This window comes from Pseudomonas sp. MEJ086 (assembly GCF_030209025.1).
GTDB lineage: Bacteria > Pseudomonadota > Gammaproteobacteria > Pseudomonadales > Pseudomonadaceae > Aquipseudomonas > Aquipseudomonas fulva_A.
The window spans coordinates 93708-114623 of sequence record NZ_JARVSV010000003.1; the positions used below are offsets into that span (position 1 = coordinate 93708).

A 20916-nucleotide genomic window follows, 5' to 3' on the forward strand; every position below is an offset into this window, starting at 1 on the left:
TATGCTTAACTATCGACTCAAGGTCATGGATAGAATTATTACTAAAACTATCCTCGGAGAGATTTCGGCGTGGCCCGACTGACTCTCTTGCGAACGCTCTAAATGGCGGTTTTTAGCGAATAACGCCCATGAAAAAAGCCGGATCGGCATGCCGGTCCGGCTTTCGTGCAATGGTACCGACGGCGCACATGGCGCCGTCAGACGAACATCAGTTGGTCACACGGCTGGTGCCGTTGACGGTCATGATGCGGACACGCTCACCAACGCGGAAAATCTGGTTTTCCTCAACGGCCTGCACGTAGGCGCGCATGCTGCCGTCGTCTTCACGCACGGTGATTTCAACGCCTTGCGTACGGGTGATGCCTTCTTCGGCAGCTGCACCCAGCAGACCACCAGCTACAGCACCGATCACCGCCGCCACGGCCGAACCACGACCACCGCCAACGCCGCTGCCTGCCACGCCACCGATGACGGCGCCGGCACCACCACCGATTGGCGTTTTGGTGCCTTCGATCTTCACCGGACGCAGGGATTCGATGGTACCCATGCGCACGGTCTGCACGGCACGCGCTTCATCGCGGGAATAGCTGTCGCCGGTCAGGCTCGATGCGCAGCCGCCAAGGGTGAGAGTCGCTGCGGCAAACAGGACAACGAAAATACCAGGTTTATGCATGACGATTCTCCAGACTGGACTGATAACGCTATGACAGCACGGCCGCCAGGACGGTCACTGTGAATGCCCATAAATTGCATCACCCGTTCAGCAGCGGTACAGGATGGGCGACGCAACAGGGCCTCTCCCCTGACAGGAGTATAGACAGCAGCCGGCTACGTTCGTCACCGTGCCATTACGCAATCATCGGTTCCCGATCAGCGTCGCGCAGCCTGAGCCAGGCGCCAGAACCTGGCTAAATCGGCAGCCCGGGCTTGCAGCTCCTGCGCGGCATTGGCGCAGGCGTGCTCCAGGGTGATAGGCCCTGGCGCCAGGCTGAAGGCGGCTTCGATACCGGCTTCGCGCACCTGTTGATACCCCTCCCCCAGGCTGCCGGCCAGGGCGATCACCGGAACTCCCTGAGCCTGCGCAACCCGCGCGACGCCGACCGGCGTCTTGCCATGCAGGCTCTGGGCGTCGAGACGCCCCTCTCCGGTGATCACCAGGTCGGCCCCCTTCACCGCCTCGGCAAGGCCTGACAGCTCGGCAACCAGTTCGATACCCGGACGAAAGCGCGCACCGAAAAACGCCTTGGCAGCGAAACCGAGGCCACCGGCAGCACCGACACCGGGGAAAGCGCTGAAGTCTTCGCCAAGCGCTTCACCGACCACTTCGGCCAGACGCGCCAGGGCGGCATCCAGTTCCTTGACCTGCTCCGGGCTGGCGCCCTTCTGCGGACCGAACACAGCCGACGCGCCATGAGGCCCGCACAGAGGATTGTCGACGTCTGCGGCAACATCGACCTGAACATCCTGCAGACGGGGATCCAGTGCGCTGAGGTCGACGCGCTGCAGCGTGGCCAGTGCCGCCCCGCCCGGCCGCAATTCGTTGCCACCTGCATCGAGAAAGCGCGCACCCAATGCACGCAGCAGTCCGCTGCCACCGTCGTTGGTGGCACTGCCACCGAGGCCGAGAATGATCCGCGTGGCACCGGCGTCCAGCGCCGCACGAATCAGCTCCCCGGTGCCGTAGCTGCTGGTCACTCGGGCATCACGTTGCGCACTCGGCACCCAGTGCAGGCCGCTGGCAGCGGCCATCTCGATTACCGCCGTACCATCGCCCAGCCAGCCCCAATGGGCCTGCACCGGTGTGGCCAGGGGGCCCTGAACGCGCAGCTCACGACGCTCGCCGCCAGTGGCGGCGAGCACGGCATCCACCGTTCCTTCGCCGCCGTCGGCCATGGGGCACAACGCGATCTCGGCATCCGGGTAAACGGCGAGCCAGCCGCGGGCGATGGCCTGGGCCACGTCGGGCGCACTCAGGCTCTCCTTGAACGAATCAGGAGCGATGACGATTTTCATGGCAAGACCTCGATGCAGCGGGACGCCGCGGGGCGTCCCGTATGAAAACGGCTGAGAACCTTCTCTAGGCCTGGCGAGCTAGGGCAATGCCTTTTCTACAGCGCAGTACCGACGCACAGCAGACATGGAGCAGGTTCTTAGAGAAGTACCAGGCTCAGCAGCCAAACCGTGGTGATACCGACCACACCTTGAATCAGCGTAGCCATGGTTTGCGCGCGGTAGGCAACGGCTACCGGCATGCGGCTGAACTGGGTCACTACCCAGAAGTAGCTGTCGTTGGCGTGGGAAACGGTCATGCCGCCAGCACCGATCGCCAGTACGGTGAGCACCCGGCCCATCTCGCTATCCAGGCCGATCTGCCCGAGCAGTGGCGCGACCATCGCCGACGTGGTGACCATGGCCACGGTGGTGGAACCCTGTGCTGTCTTCAGCGCTGCAGCGACCAGAAATGGCATGAACAGGCCGATACCCAATGCGGACAAGGTGCTGCCCAGATAAGCGCCCAGCGGCGAAGCGCTGAGCACCGCACCGAAAGCGCCACCAGCACCGGTGATGAGGATGATCGGCGCGGCGGAGAGAATGCCGTCGGTCACCCGGTCATGCAGTTGCTGGCGCTTGCCGTTGCCCCTGAGCAAGGTACAAGCCAGCACCAGACCGACCAGCAATGCCACCACCGGCTGACCGAGGAAGCTCAGCACGGCCTGCAGCGTGCCATCGCCCAGCGGGCGGCTGGGGAATACCGACACCGATCCCAGACAGATCAACACGATGGGCACCAGGATCGGCGCGAAGGCCTGGGTGGCGCTCGGCAGTTTTCCGTACTGCGCCTTCAGCGCCTCGAAATCCTCGGCGCCCGGCATTGGCGTGCCGTCGTCCTCGAGGGCGATGTCCTTGCCGATGAAGCGGTTGGCCCAGAGCAGGCCGGCCAGCGCGGACACCATGGCCACGAACAGACCGACGGCGATAACCAGACCCAGGCTCGATTCGAGACCAAGGTTGCCGGCAGCTGCGATCGGCCCGGGGGTCGGTGGCACGAAGGTATGCGTGGCGTACAAGCCGGTGGCCAGAGCGACGCTCATCGCCACCATGGAGACCTTCATGCGTGCGGCCAGGGCGTTCTTCAGCGAGTTGAGGATGATGTAGCCGGAGTCGCAGAACACGGGGATCGACACGATGTAACCGATGATCGACATAGTCAGCGTGGGGAAGCGTTCGCCGAGCAGCTTGATCACGGTTTCCGCCAGGGTGATGGCGGCGCCGCTGCGCTCGAGAATCACACCGATGATGGTCCCCAGCACGATCACCACACCGATGTTGCCGAGGATGCCGCCAAAGCCGGTGGCGACAGTCTTGAGAATGTCCTGATGGGGCAGTTGATAAGCGAAGCCGGCGACTATCGCGGCGATCAGCAGGGCAAGAAAGGGATGCAGCTTGAGACGTGTAGTCGACACCACGATAAACGCGATGAGCGCGACCAGGATCAGAACCAGAGCCATGCCGGTTTCCTCATTGTTGTTATGTGATTTGCCAGGTGCCGTGCATTGTCACCCAGCAACAGCGGGCGACACCCTGTTCACCCGCACAACGAGAAAGGCAAAGCGCAGGTCAGTTACTGTGCAGATGCATCATTTGCGTGCGGAACTTCAGCCTGGCTCGATAAGGCCCAGGCCCAGTGACAGCTGCAGGCGACGATCCAGGCGGGTCAGCTCGACACCGCTGAGTTCGGCGATGCGTTCGAGGCGATAACGCAGGGTATTGCGATGAATCCCCAGGGCAGCGGCACAACTCTGCACCTGGCCGTCATGGGCACACCAGGCCTCGAGCGTCTCACGAAGAGCGCCGCTGCCATCCTGGGCCAGCACCTGCTTCAACGGCGCCAGCCAGCCTTGCAGCAACCAGCTGTTGCGCTGTGCGTAGAGCAGTGTCGGCAGGCGATGCTCCTCCAGGCAGATCAGGCGCTGCGACGGATAACGTGCCCGGGCGAAAGCCTGCAGATCGCGCAAGGCCAGACAGGCCTGGCGCAATTGCCCGAGGGACTGCACCGGGTCGCTGACCAACAGGCGAGCCACGCCCCAGTCACGCTCGTCGGCGCTTGCCAGCCAATGGCTGTCGGTACGGCCCGCCGCCAACGGGCGGCACCAGAGCAATTCGCGCATTCCCAATGGTGCGCACAGGTGCTCGCTCTTGCCGCTCAGCGCACCGAGCAGGCGGGCCTGCTGCGCCAGGGGCTCGCCCTGCTCCTGCAACTCCAGCAGACACACCTGACGCGGCCAGCCGAGTGCCAGGCCCTGACGCTCGGCATCAGCCGCCAAAGTACCCAGGGCAACCGACGGATCGAACAGCTGACGCAGCCAGGCATCCAGCTGATGCCGCTGCCAGTGGCGCTCGGCCTGTACCTGGCGTTGCTCGACCAGCATCTCCGCGGCCATGCGCACCAGCTCGGCATAGGGCCTCACCACCTCGGGCGCTCCGGTGATACCCAATACGCCGATCAGCGCGTCGGCGTGCAGCAAGGGCAGATTGACGCCGGGCCGCACGCCACGCAGGCAGGTTGCGGCCTGCTCGTCGATCTCCACGACGCGACGGTTGGCCAGCACCAGCTGTGCCCCCTCATGCCGGGTATGCAGGCGCAGCGGATCACCGCTGCCGATGATCATGCCCTGAGCATCCATCACGTTGATGTTGTACGGCAGGATGGCCATGGCTCGATCAACGATGTGCTGGGCCAGGGTGGAGTCGAGTTCGAGCATCGTGCGGCCTCCGGGAAGGAAGCCGCCATTGTAGGCAGAATGAAAGACCCGGCGACATGCCATGCGCCGCAGCGATGGCGAGGCATGGGGCTACGTCAGGGTGCCAGGCGCCGACGCAACCAGGCGTCGCCCTCGCGGCGATAGTCGAGGCGATCGTGCAGACGGCTGGCACGGCCCTGCCAGAACTCGATGCGCTCCGGCAGCAGGCGGTATCCGCCCCAGTGCGGCGGGCACTCGGGAGCCTGGTCGGCGAAGCGGCGTTCGGTCTGCGCCAGCAGCCCCTCCAGCTCGGCACGATCATGGATCACCCGGCTCTGTGGCGACGCCCAGGCACCCAGGCGGCTGCCCAGCGGACGCACCTGAAAGTAGGCATCGGACTCGGCAGGCGAAACCCGCTCTACCCGACCTTCGATACGCACCTGACGCTCCAGGGTCGGCCAGAAGAAAGTCATCGCCGCGAAGGGGTTGGCCTGCAACTGCTCGCCTTTGGCGCTCTGGTAATTGCTGAAGAAGGTGAAACCCTGCTCGTCGAGCCCCTTGAGCAGCAGCACACGGCAGTGCGGACGACCATCGGCATCGACGGTCGCCAGGGACATGGCATTGGGTTCTACAGGAAGTTGCTCGGTCTTCACCGCGTCGGCGAACCAGCTTCTGAACAGCGAGAAGGGCTCCAGTGGAGCCTGTTCCTCGCTCAAGCCGTCACGGGTGTAGTCACGGCGCATGTCGGCCAGGGTCTGTGTCATGAGCGTATTCTCGGAAGCGACAGAGACCCTAGTCTAAAGGCGTAACGCCTATTTGGCTTGATCTGAAGCAACCACTTTCTTGGCGTCGGCCAACTTGGTGGTGTTCTTGGCCGCAGGCTTGTCGGCTGCCTTGGCTACTGCCTTCGCGGCAGGCTTGGCCGCCGGCTTGGCTGCAGGTTTGGCCGATGACTTGGCCACCGCCTTGGCTGCAGGCTTGCTCGCCGCCTTGGCTGCAAGTTTTGCGTCAGCCTTGGCTGCCGGCTTGTCGGCCACGGCCACAGCGGTGGCATCGGTAGCCGCCGGGGCCGGAGCTGGCCGGCTGTACTGGGCGATCAATGCGCGCAGGGTGTCCTGACGGGTCAACAGGATTTCCACGCGGCGGTTCAACTCACGACCATTGGCGCTGTCGTTGGCTGCACGCGGCATGTCCGGGCCCATGCCCTGAACCATCAGGCGATCCTGCTTGAGGCCGCTGAGGCGGAAGATGGCGGTGAAGGCACGTGCACGCTCATGGCTGAGCTCACGGTTGGTTTCCAGCGCGCCGCTGCTATCGGCATGCCCCAATACCAGCACGCCGACCTTGTTGTCCTTCTCCAGCACCTTGGCTACGCGGGTGATCGGCCCGAGGGTGACCGGCAGCAGCATGCCTGGACGGTCAGGGTTGAACGAACCCTTGACCGGGGCGGTGACCACCAGCAGGTTCTCGCGACGTTCGATTTCGAAGTTGCTGCCCTTGATCGCTTCGCGCACCAGCGGCTCGTACTCATCGAGCCAGGCCTGGGTAACCTCGGGCGGCGGCATCGGCGCCGGCTTGGGGTCTTCCTTCTTCTCGAACAGGGAGCAACCTGTCAACAGTACGCAAAGCGCCAGCGCGCAAGTCTTATAGGAAAGCATCGGTCATCCACATCTAATCGGTCGAAGTCACCCGGCCAAACCGGAGTCAGCAGCTAAAAGCCATATTACGCAAGAGTTTAGCCGCGATTGTTAAAAACACTTGCATAAGATACCTGCAAGTTTCTGTGCCCGCGGATCCATTAAGACGAACGGCCCCAGGTTATTCGTAACGAAACCCACGGCCACATCGCGCTGCGGGTCCGCGAAACCGGTCGAACCTCCCGCGCCGGGATGGCCGAATGCGCCCGGCCCCATGCCGTAGGTGGCGTTGGCCAGGGCGGGCTGATCGAGCATGCAACCAAGGCCGAAACGGGTCGACGTCAGCAAGGTCCTGTCCTCACCGACACTGTGCTCACGGGTGAGTTCGGCCAACAGCTCGCTGTCGAGCAGGCTGCCATCGAGCAGACCGCTGTAGAAACCAGCGAGGCTACGGGCATTGCCGTGGCCATTGGCGGCGGGCTGCTGCATGCGCCGCCACTCCGGCTTGTTGGTGCTGGTCATGATCGAGGGAGGGTTGGCGAACGCCCGGGTGGTCAGGGCCTGGGCATCGCTCATCATGGTCTTGAGCAGGCGCTGGGCCGCGGCATCGCCGACATTGCCCTTGCCACGGCTGATCGTCGCCACCCGGTGGAATTCCTCATCGGCCAGGCCGACATGAAAGTCCAAGCCCAACGGCTTGGCGGTGCGTGCAACGATCGACTCGCCCGGGCCACGCCCTTCAATACGCCGTAACAATTCTCCGACCAGCCAGCCATAGGTGATCGGCGCATAGCCGTGGCCTTCGCCCAGGGCCCACCAGGGTGCCTCGGCCGCCAGCGCGCGGGTCATGGTCTGCCAGTCGTAAAGGGCTTCGGCTGGCAAGCTCTCACGTATCGCCGGCAACCCGGCCTGATGGCTGAGCAGATGGCGCAGGGTGATGCGCTCTTTGCCTGCTGCCGCGAACTCCGGCCAATAGCGGGCTACCGGTGCGTCCAGTTCCAGCTTGCCTTCGCCGACCAACTGCAGCGCGGTAACCGCCGTGAAGGGCTTGGTGCAGGAAAACAGGTTGAGGATGGTATCGCTGTGCCAGGCCTGCTGGCCGTCCTTGTCGGCGACCCCGGCCCAGATATCCACCACGGTTTCACCGCCCACCTGAACGCAGAGCGCTGCACCGCGTTCCTGCGGATCGTCGAAGAAATCGGCGAAGGCGTCTTTCACTGCTTCGAACTTGAGGTCGAAGTAACCCTGAATCTGCACTGCTTGCTCCTGCGAGGGAGGCGCCAGGCTCACCCGGCGCCCCGGTGATTAAGGCGTGGTCGCTTCGCTCGGCTTGGCTTCAGGCTCGGCCGCCGCGTCCTTGGCCGGAGCGGCTGCGGCTGGCGGCTCCTTGGCTGCCTCCTCGAGCACCTTGGACGGCACGGCCAGGTTGGCCTTGCGAACAGCCTGGACGAAACCGTCCCACGGCCTGTCGGTGATCGCCACCAGCCCCAGGTGCCCGTTCTCGCCATCGAGCAGGCGCCCGGTTACCGGCTGATCGAGGTACTGGAACCAGTGCACACCGACGATCTGCGGTTCTTCGAGGGCCTTCTCGAGGAAATGCGCATAGGCCGGGCCGCGCTCCTCCTCCTTGTAGACCTCGGATACGCCGCCCCAGAACGGGCCGCGGTCGCGAGAGCCGAAATGGAACTCGGTGACCAGCATCGGCTTGTCCAGCTTGCGCAGTGCCTCGAAGTCGTAACCGTGCTGCGGCTCGCGGGTGTAGAAATTGAAGCTCAGCACGTCACAGTATTGAGCACAGGCTTCCACGGCCTCGGGAATGCTCGCCGAGAAACGACCACCGAGCAGTAGATGATTCGGCGTGTGCCAGTCGAGCGAGTCGGCGATGGTCTTGAAATAGGTGTCGGCGAACAGACGCAGAAAACGCTTCATGTCGTTTTCAATGGCCGGGTAGGCCGGGTTGATCGGCGGCGCCTTGAAGCCAGGGTCTTCCATCAGTTCCCAGGCCTGCAGCTCGATACCCCAGGCCTTGGACAGCCCTTCCTGGTTGCGGTACTTGTCGCGCAGCTGTTTCAGAAACGCACGCTTGGCCGGCACGTCGGTGGTCAGGCGCAGGGTCGCGTATGCCAGGGCGTAGCGCGATAGCGGATCGTCCGCCGGACCGGCCCAGGCCAGTTCGTTGTCGGCGTAATAGCCCATCACCCAGGGGTCGTCACGATGGTCACGGGTGGCGATGGCGATGGCGCGCTCGGCGGCCATGGCGAATCGTGGATCGAACGGGTCAGGCATGCCGCCCCACCAATCGATACCGGTGCTGATGGTCGCGTAGTCGCCATGGATCGACAGCGGGATGCTGTAGGGCATGCGTTTGTCGACGGCGAAATCGTTCTCGCTCCAGTTACCCAGGGTGTTGAAGCCCCAGGCCTGCAGACGATTCTGTGCCCGCTCGCGCCAGACCTTGGGGTCCTGAGCGCCGTATGTGCGCTGCAGGTTGGCGCTGTAGAAATCGTACCAACGACCACTGTCGAAGGCACGGCCGCGGTTGGCGCCGGTATCGGACTGGTTGTCGCTGCTGCCGTAGAACGCGGCCAGCGGCTCGCCCTCGGCGGGCAGCGCGCTGAACATCTTTTCACGGCCTTCGATATAGGTCTGGCTCTCGCTGCCGATGACCGTGTTCACCCCCAGGGAATAGAAGGGGTTGCCCTCGGGCGTGATCAGGAACCAGCGCCCTGCCCGCTTCTCGGTGCGGAAAAAGCCAGTGGCCTCGAAGGACGGGCCGCCGATCCAGCCACCGTAGTTGTCCTGCCGGGGGCGATCGGCCTGCCAGGCCTGCAGTTGCTTGTCTTCCTGAGCGACACCCTGGCGCAGTTGATCGTCGTTCTTGATCTTGCCCGGCCAATCGCGGCGAGTGAACTGACCATAGGTATCGACGATACCGCGGTAGGCGTCTTCCAGATCGGCGCTGTCGCGCACACCGAAACGTCCCAGCAACAGATGCTGGGCAGCCTGAGGATTGGGGATGGAGAGCGTCACCGCAGTGACCTTCGCCGGGTCGATCTCACCATTGACGGTCTCCGCCAACAGCAGCAGACGACCATCGTAACGCCACGGCATCACGGCCCCGGCACGCATACCCTGAGCACGCGGCGAGGTAGCCCCCAGCGGCACCAGCAGTGTCTGCGCGGGCCCGGCTGGCAGGGCGATCTGGGTGGTCAGGCGCTTGCCGTCGGCACTTTCGATGGTGACATCGACAGTCAGCGCCCAATCCATGGCGTTCTGCACTCGCAAACTCATGGCACTGAACTCGGACCAGTCCCAGTTGCCACTCTGCGGAGTCAGCCGCAGCGTCGGGCGTTCGCTTGGGTTGAAGGTAGCGCGGCGCAGGATTTCGCCCTGGGCAGCGCTTTCCGCAGTAACGCTGGGCAGGTAGGCGTTTTCGCCACCGATCTGTACCGCGTCCATCGGCCGGACGAAGTTGAACAGCTCCTGTTGATCTGCGGCATGGCCCGTGGTCGGCAGGCCGAGCAGCGCGACCAGAACCAGACGTCCCATCGTCAGGGGTTGTCGAGGACGGGCTGCAGCGATGCACAGTGACCGTACTTTGGAAACCAGACCCTCGGTGGGCACGTGCGCGTCGCACTGCACCGAACGATCGGCCGACAGTAGCCAGGTGTTGACCTTCAAGACCCCTTCTCCCCGCAACTCGACAGATAAAAATGACCCGCGACAGTCCCGCCACGAGCCCTATGCCGCGCTTCACGCGCGAAGCGGCAATAGTGCGCCAGATGGGGGCCTGACCGCAAAGCCCGCATGTCGATTAAGGACGATTTTGGTGCCTGTTTTTTCGCCGTCCCCGGGATGGAGTCAGGAGATCTCTCGGCGAAACGGCGGCAACGCATTGAGAATCGCCTTGCCGTAACGCTGGGTGACCACCCGTCGATCCAACAGGGTGATGGTGCCACGATCCGCCTCGGTACGTAGCAGGCGCCCGCAGGCCTGAACCAGGCGCAGCGATGCATCGGGCACGGATATCTCCATGAACGGGTTGCCGCCACGGGCTTCGATCCACTCCGCCAGCGCGGCCTCGACAGGATCATCCGGTACCGCGAAAGGAATCTTGGCGATCACCACGTGCTCGCAATAGGCGCCAGGCAAGTCGACACCTTCGGCGAAGCTGGCGAGACCGAACAGCACGCTCTCCTCGCCACTGTCGACCCGAGCCTTGTGCTTGTTGAGGGTTTCCTGCTTGGACAGGTTGCCCTGGATGAACACACGCTTGCGCCAGTCGCGCTCCAGGCCGTCGAACACGTCCTGCATCTGTCGACGCGAGGAAAACAGCACCAGGGTTCCCCGCGAACCCTGCACCAGCCCAGGCAAATCGCGGATGATCGCGGCCGTGTGCTCGGCGGCATTGCGCGGGTCGGCCTTCAGATCCGGGACCCGCAACACGCCTGCATCGGCATGGTGGAACGGACTCGGCACCACCGCCGTGACGGCCACCTTCGGCAGCCCGGCGCGCATGCGATAGCGGTCGAAGGTTCCCAGTGCGGTGAGTGTCGCCGAGGTCACGAGGGCCCCATAGGCCACATTCCACAGGTTGCGCCGCAGGGTCTCGGCGGCCAGGATCGGGCTGGCATTGACCTCGATATCGAACAACGCACCACTTTCGGCCAGGGTCAGCCAGCGCGCCATCGGTGGGCTGTCTTCCGGGTCTTCACTGGTGAACGCCAGCCACAGCTCCCAGGTGCCCTTGGCCCGCGCCAGCAGACTGCCGAACAGCGGGTACCACTCTTCGGCCTGGTGGCTGGCGATGCCGTTGCCGGTCTCACCATCCATGGCTTCCTTGAGTTTTTCGGTGACGCCAGTGAACAGATCGGTGAGTTTGGAAAAACCCTTCTTGAGTTCCAGGCCCAGCTCGATCAGGTGTTCGGGCACCACGCCGCCGATGAAGCGATGGCGCGGCCGCTCACGCCCCTCCATGTCTTCGCCCGGCTTGAAATCAGCGAGCTGCTCACAGGCGCTGAACATGAACTGCTGATGGGTCTTGAGCTCGCGAGCCAGCTCCGGGACCTGCTCGATCAGCCGACCGAGGTCACCCGGCAGGGGATGCTGAGCCAGCAGCTTGGCGAGGTTCTTGGCGATTTGCTCGAGCCAGTCGGCGGTGGAGCGCAGCCGGGTGAAGTGCGCGAAATGGCCGATGGCCTTGTCCGGCAGGTGATGGCCTTCGTCGAACACATACAGAGTGTCACGCGGATCGGGCAGCACCGCCCCGCCGCCGAGGGCGAGATCCGCCAGCACCATGTCATGGTTGGTGACGATCACATCGACCTTGCCCATGCCTTCGCGGGCCTTGTAGAAGGCGCATTGTCCGAAGTTGGGGCAGTGCCGGCTGGTGCATTGGCTGTGATCGGTGGTCAGTTGCGCCCAACGGCTGTCTTCCAGCTCCTCGGGCCAGCTGTCACGGTCACCATCCCACTTATTGCCAGCGAGCTTCTCGATCATGGAGGTGAAGAGCTTCTGCCCTGCCTCGTCCACGTCGATACGAAAGCCTTCTTCCTCGAACAACTGCGCGGTGGAGCTCTGCGCCTGGCCTTCCTGCAGCAATACGTCGAGTTTCGACAGGCACAGATAGCGCCCACGGCCCTTGGCCAGTGCGAAGCTGAAACTGAGGCCGCTGTTGCGCATCAGATCCGGAAGATCCTTGTGCACGATCTGCTCTTGCAGGGCCACGGTGGCCGTGGCGATCACCAGCCGCTTGCCGGCCGCCTTGGCGATAGGGATGGCCGCCATGCTGTAGGCCACGGTCTTGCCGGTACCGGTGCCAGCCTCCACCGCGACCACGGCAGGCTCGCCCAGGCGACGCTCCTCGTCGTCGGTCTTGATGGTCCCGAGCACCTTGGCTATTTCAGCGATCATCAGACGCTGCCCATAGCGCGGCTTGAGCCCCTTGGACTCGAGAAAACGGGAATAGGCGCCCTGGATCTGGGACTTGAGTTCGGTACTGAGCATGAAGAACTTAGGCTAAAAAGGCTGGATATATTTTCAGTGTTTGCAAACGGCCGCTATCATAGCGCGCCAATCGCCTGCGCGCTGACTCGCTTGCCAAAACCGGATGAAGAGCAGCGCGCGGCAAGACTTTCTGAAACCCGATCAGCGCAGTGCTGCTGGCAATCGAGCCGTCCCGAGCGACGGCGAGGAAATGGACTTCGGCAACGTCGGCCAGGCATGGCTGCGATCGCATCGGCCAATGCTGCCTGATCCGGGCTGTAACCGGAGTACATGAATGCAACCTTATTCCTTGATCTACACCCTGCACCTGCTCGCTGCGCTGGTCTGGGTCGGCGGCATGTTCTTCGCCTGGATGGTGCTGCGCCCCGCGACAGGCGCCACGCTGCAGCCCGCCGAGCGGCTGACGCTATGGCTGGACGTGTTCCGGCGCTTCTTCGTCTGGGTGTGGATCGCGGTGCTGCTGTTGCCGATCAGCGGAGTCGGCATGCTGCACATGGGCTTCAGCGGCTTCGATGGCGCCCCCCGCTACGTGAACGTGATGATGGGCCTTTATCTGGCGATGCTGGCGCTGTTCCTGCGTATCCAGGCCTTGCAACTGCCGGCATTGCGCCGCGCGGTGCAAGCCCAGGACTGGCTGGCAGGTGGCGTCGTACTGGGGCGTATCCGCCGACTGGTCGCGATCAACCTGTCATTGGGGCTGGTCGTGGTCGCGATCGCGGCAGCCCGCCCCAATCTTTAAGCGCTGATCAGAAACGCACCACGTCAAGGCGCCCGTCCTGCCCGGCTGCACCGGGTTGGCCGGCCATGCCGGGCCGCCCATCGCGAGCACCGCTGGTGCTGTAGATCCAGCAGCCCTTGCTCGCACCACCCGTACCGGCAATGCCCGCACTACCGGCAGGGCCACCGGCGCCACCTTCCAGCCGGGCCTGCAAACGCTCGACAGGGAAGTCCGCCGGGACCTCCAGACGCACCTGCCCACCCGGCGCACCGGGATGCCCATCGGTACCGTTCTGGCCATTGTGGCCTTCACTGGCCTGCCCCCAGGCACAACCACCGGCCTTGCCATCGGCGCCGTCCAGTCCGGCATAACCGGGGGCGCCACGACCACCACGGGCATCGAGCAGCCACTGATCGGTATTCACCGCCTGCAGACGGATGACCAGCGTACGCCCCGGTACTGCTGCACGCTGGGCAGTACCCGGAGCACCCGGCGCACTGATCTGCGCGCCCGAGGCGATCTCGCCGGAGCCGATATCCAGATGCAGACTTTCGTTGGACGGCGCGATGGCGATCTGCGCGTTATGACCCAGATATAGCTCGTCGATACGCAACTCGCTGACCCCGACCGGCACCAGCAAGGTACCGTTGTCTGCGATCGTCAGGCGCTGCAATTGCAGCACGCTGCCCTGCGCGGGCAGGCGCATGAAGTTGTGGGAGTCGACCTCGATGACGGCCTCGCCCAGTGCCAGCAACGGGCAACACAGTGCCGCCAGCAGAATCAGCTTACGCATGGGCGGTTTCCTCGGGGCTCACCTGCAGAGCCGTGCTGGCTACAGCCGGAAGCGTCCACAGATGGAAGATGCCGAAAGCCAGCACCTGAGCCCGCGCCACCGCGACGCGCGGCTGACCGCGAAGCAGACCATTGAACAACGCCAGTTCGATGACATGCAGTGCCAGCACGGCAGCGCCAGCGAGCGTCAGCAACTGAGCGAAAGGTTGAGCGTATGGGTCGATCAGATTGGCAAGCACAACGCACCAGAACAGTGTCGCCAAGAGTTTGCCCAGCCCCGCGATAGTCTTCATTGCCCGCCCCGACCGCTTATGATTTTGCGGCACATTACTGTGTTTGCGGGTAAGGAAACCAGAGGGTCGAACGAAAACGATGCCCGTTGCGTGGCATCGTGCTCCTGACCGGCATGAAGCCGGTCAGGATTCTCGCGAATGTCGAGGCTGGCTTATGGCCGTGCTTCGACTTCCGCTTCCACGCGACGGTTGATCGCACGGCCTTCTTCGGTGGCGTTATCGGCAACCGGACGGCTTTCACCATAGCCGACTGCGTTCACGCGGGTACCACCCACACCGTACTGATTGACCAGTACTTCACGCACGGCATTTGCACGGCGCTCGGACAGGGCCTGGTTGTAGGCGTCGGTACCGACGGAGTCGGTATGGCCTTCAACCACAGTGGTGGTTTGCGGATATTGCTTGAGGAAGTCAGCCAGGCTCTGAATATCGCCAAGGCTTTCCTGCTTCACTTGAGACTTGTCAAAATCGAACTTCACGTCCAGCTCGACACGTACCGCTTCAGCAACCGGCTCAGCGACCACCGGCTCTTCGACGATGGTTTCTTCGACCAACACCAGCTCTTCCTGACCATCAGCGCCGTGCACCCAGCAATAGGCGGCAGCGAAGCCAGCACCGATCACTGCACCACCACCAGCCCAGGCCGAGCTTTCGATGGCGCCCAACGCTGCGCCACTGACGCCGCCTACCGCAGCACAGGTTGGCCAGTCGGATTTCTGAACGCCAGCGCACCCCGTCAGAAAGGTGGACGCAATGATCAGGGGTACCGCTTTCCTTGTAATACTCATATGCAAGTCTCCTAATGGGAATCGGTGCAAAAACCGACACTCTGGATTAAAGACGCCCGTTTTAAAATCTGCCAGACAGCGTTACGACAGCCGAGCAGAACGAACAGTTCTAGTTGATTGCATCCGCGCGGGGTAGTCTTTTGTGATTCCTTCGAGGTTTTCGATGAGCCACATCATTTCTACACGCACGCCGCAACAATCGCTGGCAGCTCTACTTCAACGTTATGCGCCCGAACGCCTGCTGCTGATCGGTGCCAGCGAGCAACCTGCCGTGAATGCCTTTCGACAAGCGCATCCCCAGAGCCTGATCGCCCATTCCGCCACCGGCGCCCTGCCAGCGGAGCTGGCCGGACAGCGTTTCGATCTCGCCGTCATCGTCGATTGCCTTGAGCACATGCCCAAACGCGATGGCCTACAACTGCTCGGTGGCATACGCAATTTGAATGCCAGCCGCATGGCGGTGCTGGTCGACCTGCAGGCCAGCGGCTGGAAAGACACCGACTTCTTCGCCCTCGCCCTGCATGTCAGCGAGCGCTTCGCGAGGGAAGAGCAGGTTCTCAGTCTGTTCACCTATGACCTGCTCGAGTACAAACAGGCACCCGACTGGCTGAACGCCAAGTTCTGGGCCAATCCGGAAAATTTCGGCAAGTACTGGTGGTAAGTATGGAAACCGGAGCCCCGCAAACTGGCTGCCCCTGCGGTAGCGGCGACTCTCTGCTGGATTGCTGCGGCCGTTATCACGACGGCGTGCCTGCTCCCTGCGCGCAGAGCCTAATGCGCTCGCGTTACAGCGCTTACGTGCTTGGCAATATCGATTATCTGGTGGCGACTTCGCTGCCCGCCCAGCAGGCGAAACTCGACGTCGAAGGCATCCGCGCCTGGAGCCTGCAAAGCACCTGGCTGGGCCTGGAGGTCGAGCACTCGGAGTTGCTGGGTGGTCAGCCCGAACATGCCAGGGTGACCTTCATCGCCCGCTGGCACGACGCAGCCGGCGAGCACAGCCACCGTGAACGCTCCGCTTTCGTGCAGAATCAGGGCCGCTGGTACTTCATCGACCCGACCGTAGGCCTGCAGGCCGGGCGCAACGACCCCTGCCCATGCGCCAGTGGGCAGAAGTTCAAGAAGTGCTGCGCGGGCTATCTATAGCTACGACTTCACACCAGCTTGAGGTGCGAGGTATCCGGCGCCGCTGCTGCGGGCTGAGCCTTCGCCTGGCCCATGTCGCTGCCCACCGGGGCGAGGCTGAATTGTGACAAGTCCAGCACGGGCTCGGCCACCTCGACTGGCGCATCCTGTAGATCCGCACCCAACGCGGCAACGCCGAAATCCGGCGCATCGACATCGGCAAAGGCCGCCATGTATTCATCACGCGGCGCCACCTGCAGGCGCCCCGGCTGCGGCTGACTGGCTGGCGCAGTGATCGGCTGGGCCGGTGGTGGCGGCGCCAGTTCGATCTCTTCGATGATTTCCGGCTCGGTATCGATCACTTCGACACGCGCCCCGGCGCGCTCCAGGGTACTGCGGTACTTCTCGGCAGCGGCTTCGTCCAGATTGTTCTTGATCACCACCCGCCGCCCGGAAAACAGCTGAGCGATACGCTGGGCATCGGCCTGGAACAGCTTGGCCAGGTTGGCCTGTACGGTTTCCAGCTGGGCACCGGGCACCAGCTCACCGGAAAATGCGACTTCGTATCGCGCCATCACCACGCTCCTTTTTGTCATTTCGTGTGCTGCTTTGGCCACAGCAATAAAACCTAAATGCATGCAGGCCAGTATGACGCAGCTTTTTGCGAGCACACGAGAGTCCGTCGGCATTTCCTCGCTGCGCTCCTGGCAAAGCGCTCGAAATGCGATGACGGCGGCGAGCGTCTGCTTGGCGCTTCGGCCTGGGGCCACCCAGGTTGCGCGGAAATGTTAACAGCCCCTAGGGCAGCCAAGCCGTCTCTTGTTACACTGAGGCCTCGAACGGAGTATGAAATGTTTTCTCAGGCGCAAATGATAAGAATTCTTAGCCTACTGGTGTTTCTTGGTCTGTGCTCGGTCTTGAGCGGTTGCTCGACCTGGCTTTCGGACGATTTCGAAGATCCCGACGTTCGTCTCGTGAATGTCGACGTGGTAAGGGCCAAGCTGCTGGAGCAGCGCTTCGTCCTGCGCTTCCGGATCGACAACCCCAACGACGTCAGCCTGCCAGTGCGTGGCCTCAACTACGTGGTGCACCTCAACGACGTGAAGCTCGCCGAGGGTGAATCGGAAGTCTGGTTCACCGTGCCCGCCAATGGTCATACCGAATTCGACGTTCCCGTACGTACCAACCTGTGGCGCCACGTGCGTCAGGTGGTCAAGTTGCTCGAACAGCCGGACCAGCCCATCAGCTATCGCCTGCAGGGTGAAGTGAAAACCGGATTATTCTTCGGGCGCCGCGTGCACATGGCACGCAATGGCGAGATAATTCCCGGTGAATATCTTCCGGAGTAACCTCGCATGACCCAGCAACCCCACGTCCACGGCCCTGACTGCAACCACGATCACGACCATGATCATGGCCACGATCATCACGGCCATGTGCACGGCCCGCACTGCAACCACGCACCTCAGGAGCCGGTACGCAACACCCTGAAGGACGTTGGTCGCAACGATCCCTGCCCGTGCGGCAGCGAAAAGAAATTCAAGAAGTGCCATGGGGCCTGATCACCTGCTGATCCTGTTCGCGACGCTGATCGTCGTCGCCCTGACGCTGTACGCCGCCCATCTGTGGCGTCGGGTCTGGGCCAGGCAACGCCTGCAGAGCGATGCTCGCCACGCCCAGCGCCAGCGTCTGCACGATGATTTACGGGTGCTGGCCAGTTGTCTGCTCGACGGGCAGGTGCCGCTGATAGAAGGCGCGATTCGCATCAAGGTGCTGCTCGACAATTACGACTCCACACTGAGCCTGACGCCCCAGACCCAAGTCTTTCAGCAGCTTTACCAGGCGACTGCACACGTGCCCACCCACGCCGACTGGAAAGCCCTGAGTCGGGCCGAACGGCGCCAGCACGAGAGCCGTTTCGCCGAGCTGGCCCAGGCTCACGACCAGCAAGCCCGAGAGGCTGCCCGCTGGCTGCTCGACGACGGACTGAGCGCGCGCCCATAACCCATGGGGCGACGACCGTCGCTCCGATCACGGCGCCACTTGCCAGGCGCCATGCCGCTCTCTACCTTTAGCGCCATTCGCATCCGGGCACCCGCCCACCACCGCCATTTTCCGCCAGGAGTCCGCCGCATGCTGCCGCGCGCTTTCCGTCCTCTCGCCACCTTTGGCCTCGCCGGCCTCGTTACCGGCCTGGTCGCGCTGAGCGGCTGCCAGTCTCTGCTCGATAGCCGCTACCGCAACAGCGTGCACCCGGATCAGGGTTCCTTCCGTGTCCAGGGGCTGGCGCAAACCGCCTCGGTACGCCGCAACCCGCTGGGCATGCCGCTGATCGAGACCCATACCTTTCACGACGCCCTGTTCACCCTCGGCTACGTACACGCCAGCGATCGCCTCAGCCAGATGGTCAGTCTGCGTCTGATGGCCGAGGGTCGCCTGGCGGAAATGGCCGGCCCTGGCGTGCTGGAAATGGACCGTTTCATGCGCGCGGTGAACCTCAAGAAGAGCGCCGAGGTGCTCTACAAGAATGCCTCGCCGCGGATGAAGGCGTTCTTCGAAGTCTATGCCCGTGGCGTCAACGCCTACCTGTTCCGCTATCGTGACAAGCTGCCGATGGACCTGGCCGAAGCCGGCTACCGGCCGCCTTACTGGAAGCCCGAAGATTCGGTGATGATCTTCTGCCTGCTCAACTTCGGCCTCTCGGTGAACCTGCAGGAAGAGATCGCGGCCCTGACCCTGACCCAGAAAGTCGGCGCGGACAAACTGGCCTGGCTGCTGCCGACCTACCCGGACGAGCCATTACCGTTCGAGGAAGCCGAAAAACTCAAGGGCCTTGCTCTCGGCGGCAACATTCCCGGCCTTCAGGCGGTGAAGAGCGCTGCCGCTCAGGTGTCCGAGCGGCACATGCTCGGCGTCGCCGCCTCGAACAACTGGGCCATCGCGCCCTCGCGCAGTCGCAGCGGCAAGAGCCTGCTGGCCAACGACACCCATCTGCCGATCGAGCTGCCCTCGGTATGGAGCTTCGTGCAGATTCGTGCGCCGAAATTCCAGGCATCGGGCGTGACGGTCGCGGGCATACCCGCCGTGGTTGCCGGTTTCAACGGCAAGCTCGCCTGGGGCATGACCATGGTGATGGGCGACAACCAGGACCTGTTCCTCGAACAGGTCAAGCGTGAAGGCAATCGCCTTCTGTATCTCGCCGATGGCAAATGGCAGCCAGCTCAGGAGCGCCAGGAAACCTTCTTCATCAAGGGTCAGAAACCGATTCGCGAAACACTCTACGAAACCCGTCACGGCGCGCTGCTCAACAGCGTGCTGGGCGAGCGCAAGCATCCGCTGCAACCCCTGCAGTTGCAGAGTGGTTACGGCCTGGCGCTGCAGACCACCCAGTTCGAAGACGACGCCAGCCTCGACGCCTTCTTCGATCTGTCGCGCGCGCAGTCGGTGGAACAGGCCTTCGAGGCAGCCCGGGAAATCCGTGCCATGCCACTGAACCTGGTGTTCGCCGATGCCGAGCATATCGGCTGGCAGGTCACCGGGCGCTTCCCCAACCGCCGCGGCGGCCAGGGCCTGGTGCCATCGCCGGGCTGGGACAGCCGCTACGAGTGGGATGGCTTCGCCGACCCGATGCTCCATCCTTACGACCAGGACCCGCAGCAAGGCTGGCTGGGTAGCGCCAATCAGCGCAGCGTGCCTCGCGGTTATGGCATGCAGCTTTCCAACTCCTGGTACGCCCCGGAGCGCTACGAGCGCATCGCGCAGTTGGCCGGCAGCGGTCGCCATGACACGCAAAGCATGATTGCCATGCAATACGATCAGACCTCGCCTTTCGTCGCCAAGCTGCAGAACATGTTCGAAGCGCAGAACATGGCCGCACCACTGCGCCAGGCCATCGACCGCCTGCCAGAGGCACAGCGTGGCAAGGCCCGTGAAGCCCTGAGCCGCTTGATGGCCTTCGACGGCAAGCTCTCCGCGACCTCCGCGGACGCAGCCGTGTATGGCGCCTTCCTGCACGAAAGCGCGCGGCAGATCTTCCTCGACGAACTCGGCCCGGAAACCTCGAAGGCCTGGAAGGCGCTGGTCGATACCGCCAACCTCTCCTATTCGGCCCAGGCCGATCACCTGCTCGGCCGTGAAGACAGCCCGTTCTGGGACGACGTGCGTACTCCGCAGAAGGAAGACAAACCGGCGATTCTCGCCCGCAGCCTGGCGGCCAGCATCGAGCTGCTCGAGCAGCGCCTGGGCGCTGAACGCACCGCCTGGCAATGGGGCAAGCTGCACACTTACGAGTGGCTGAGCGGTAGCACGCAGATGGCGCCCTACCTCGGCGCCGGTCAGCGCGCCAGCATCGGCTCCCTGAAGGGCTATCTGGACCGCGGCCCCTACCCGGCCGGCGGTGATCACAGCACGTTGAACGTCTCGGCCTACAACTGGGGTCAGGACTTCGATACCTGGCTGATCCCGAGCATGCGGATGATCGTCGACTTCGGTCGCGAGGAACCGATGATCGGCCTGAACAGCTCCGGGCAATCGGGCAACCCGGCCAGCCCGCACTATGCCGACGGCATCGATGCCTGGCGGCGGGCCAAGTACCTGAGTTTCCCCGTGCAGCAGCAGAATCTGGAGAAGACCTACGGCAGCAAACGCCTGCTGCTGACGCCTTGACGCACAAACCAGGTGCGCAACGCACCAACAACGCGCAGAGATAGCCCTCACCATAGGGTCGATCAGGCGTAGCCAGCGGGACAGGATGCTGGCTGCGCCCTGCCCCGCCCAATCACGGCCAGGAACTGGGCGACGCGGGGTTGCGGCTTC

General features: G+C 63.5%; 19 protein-coding genes and 1 pseudogene. 7 read left to right on the forward strand and 13 right to left on the reverse strand.

The window, feature by feature from the left end:
- Positions 1–208: 208 nt before the first annotated feature.
- The 9 genes from QRN22_RS01370 to dinG all read right to left on the reverse strand — a co-directional run bounded on the left by QRN22_RS01370 (position 209) and on the right by dinG (position 12385).
- Positions 209–673, reverse strand: coding sequence for an outer membrane lipoprotein (locus tag QRN22_RS01370; RefSeq protein WP_042555261.1), 465 nt, complete (start codon positions 671–673; stop codon positions 209–211).
- Positions 674–870: 197 nt separating this feature from the next.
- Positions 871–2013 (reverse strand): glycerate kinase, encoded by a 1143-nt coding sequence (locus QRN22_RS01375; protein WP_042555260.1) that lies wholly within the window; start codon positions 2011–2013, stop codon positions 871–873.
- Between the two features lie 137 nt (positions 2014–2150).
- On the reverse strand, positions 2151–3509 hold the full coding sequence (locus QRN22_RS01380; protein WP_042555259.1) for a GntP family permease: 1359 nt from the start codon (positions 3507–3509) through the stop codon (positions 2151–2153).
- A gap of 147 nt (positions 3510–3656) precedes the next feature.
- Positions 3657–4763: a sugar diacid recognition domain-containing protein gene (locus QRN22_RS01385; protein WP_042555258.1), complete on the reverse strand. Its 1107-nt coding sequence runs from the start codon at positions 4761–4763 to the stop codon at positions 3657–3659.
- A 95-nt stretch (positions 4764–4858) separates the two neighbouring features.
- Positions 4859–5506 (reverse strand): pyridoxamine 5'-phosphate oxidase, encoded by a 648-nt coding sequence (gene pdxH / locus QRN22_RS01390; RefSeq protein ID WP_042555257.1) that lies wholly within the window; start codon positions 5504–5506, stop codon positions 4859–4861.
- A 48-nt stretch (positions 5507–5554) separates the two neighbouring features.
- The gene (locus QRN22_RS01395; protein ID WP_042555256.1) at positions 5555–6400 is read right to left on the reverse strand and encodes an OmpA family protein; all 846 of its coding nucleotides are present in this window, start codon (positions 6398–6400) and stop codon (positions 5555–5557) included.
- A gap of 90 nt (positions 6401–6490) precedes the next feature.
- Positions 6491–7636 carry an EstA family serine hydrolase gene (locus QRN22_RS01400; RefSeq protein WP_042555255.1) on the reverse strand — a complete coding sequence of 382 codons (1146 nt, stop codon included), beginning with the start codon at positions 7634–7636 and terminating at the stop codon, positions 6491–6493.
- A gap of 48 nt (positions 7637–7684) precedes the next feature.
- On the reverse strand, positions 7685–9928 hold the full coding sequence (locus QRN22_RS01405) for a hypothetical protein (protein ID WP_042555357.1): 2244 nt from the start codon (positions 9926–9928) through the stop codon (positions 7685–7687).
- Between the two features lie 312 nt (positions 9929–10240).
- Positions 10241–12385, reverse strand: a complete 2145-nt coding sequence (gene dinG / locus QRN22_RS01410) for an ATP-dependent DNA helicase DinG (protein ID WP_042555254.1) — start codon at positions 12383–12385, stop codon at positions 10241–10243.
- A 274-nt stretch (positions 12386–12659) separates the two neighbouring features.
- On the opposite strand from dinG, the gene QRN22_RS01415 reads away from it, so the two are divergent.
- Positions 12660–13124, forward strand: coding sequence for a CopD family protein (locus tag QRN22_RS01415; protein WP_042555253.1), 465 nt, complete (start codon positions 12660–12662; stop codon positions 13122–13124).
- Between the two features lie 7 nt (positions 13125–13131).
- On the opposite strand, the gene QRN22_RS01420 is transcribed toward QRN22_RS01415, so the two are convergent.
- From QRN22_RS01420 to QRN22_RS01430, 3 genes and pseudogenes are all read right to left on the reverse strand, one after another.
- Positions 13132–13896: a hypothetical protein gene (locus tag QRN22_RS01420; RefSeq protein ID WP_042555252.1), complete on the reverse strand. Its 765-nt coding sequence runs from the start codon at positions 13894–13896 to the stop codon at positions 13132–13134.
- A complete protein-coding gene (locus QRN22_RS01425) occupies positions 13889–14188 on the reverse strand; it encodes a DUF1145 domain-containing protein (protein ID WP_042555251.1) in 300 nt (99 codons plus the stop codon). Before QRN22_RS01425 ends, QRN22_RS01420 begins: the two co-directional genes overlap by 8 nt.
- A gap of 152 nt (positions 14189–14340) precedes the next feature.
- Positions 14341–14697 (reverse strand): annotated as a pseudogene (locus QRN22_RS01430) (OmpA family protein); the annotation flags it as partial.
- A gap of 442 nt (positions 14698–15139) precedes the next feature.
- On the opposite strand from QRN22_RS01430, the gene QRN22_RS01435 reads away from it, so the two are divergent.
- Positions 15140–15637, forward strand: coding sequence for a DUF6231 family protein (locus tag QRN22_RS01435; protein ID WP_042555249.1), 498 nt, complete (start codon positions 15140–15142; stop codon positions 15635–15637).
- A gap of 2 nt (positions 15638–15639) precedes the next feature.
- Positions 15640–16122 (forward strand): YchJ family protein, encoded by a 483-nt coding sequence (locus QRN22_RS01440; RefSeq protein ID WP_042555248.1) that lies wholly within the window; start codon positions 15640–15642, stop codon positions 16120–16122.
- Between the two features lie 8 nt (positions 16123–16130).
- Here QRN22_RS01440 and QRN22_RS01445 read toward each other — a convergent pair whose 3' ends face one another.
- Positions 16131–16676 (reverse strand): hypothetical protein, encoded by a 546-nt coding sequence (locus tag QRN22_RS01445; RefSeq protein ID WP_042555247.1) that lies wholly within the window; start codon positions 16674–16676, stop codon positions 16131–16133.
- A gap of 276 nt (positions 16677–16952) precedes the next feature.
- On the opposite strand from QRN22_RS01445, the gene QRN22_RS01450 reads away from it, so the two are divergent.
- The 4 genes from QRN22_RS01450 to QRN22_RS01465 all read left to right on the forward strand — a co-directional run bounded on the left by QRN22_RS01450 (position 16953) and on the right by QRN22_RS01465 (position 20766).
- Positions 16953–17450 (forward strand): LEA/WHy family protein, encoded by a 498-nt coding sequence (locus QRN22_RS01450; RefSeq protein ID WP_042555246.1) that lies wholly within the window; start codon positions 16953–16955, stop codon positions 17448–17450.
- 6 nt (positions 17451–17456) lie between these two features.
- Positions 17457–17663 (forward strand): SEC-C metal-binding domain-containing protein, encoded by a 207-nt coding sequence (locus QRN22_RS01455; protein ID WP_042555245.1) that lies wholly within the window; start codon positions 17457–17459, stop codon positions 17661–17663.
- The gene (locus QRN22_RS01460) at positions 17653–18105 is read left to right on the forward strand and encodes a DUF2489 domain-containing protein (protein WP_042555244.1); all 453 of its coding nucleotides are present in this window, start codon (positions 17653–17655) and stop codon (positions 18103–18105) included. The genes QRN22_RS01455 and QRN22_RS01460 overlap by 11 nt, the downstream gene beginning before the upstream one ends.
- 129 nt (positions 18106–18234) lie before the next feature.
- Positions 18235–20766 (forward strand): penicillin acylase family protein, encoded by a 2532-nt coding sequence (locus QRN22_RS01465; RefSeq protein WP_042555243.1) that lies wholly within the window; start codon positions 18235–18237, stop codon positions 20764–20766.
- The last annotated feature ends 150 nt before the right edge of the window (positions 20767–20916 follow it).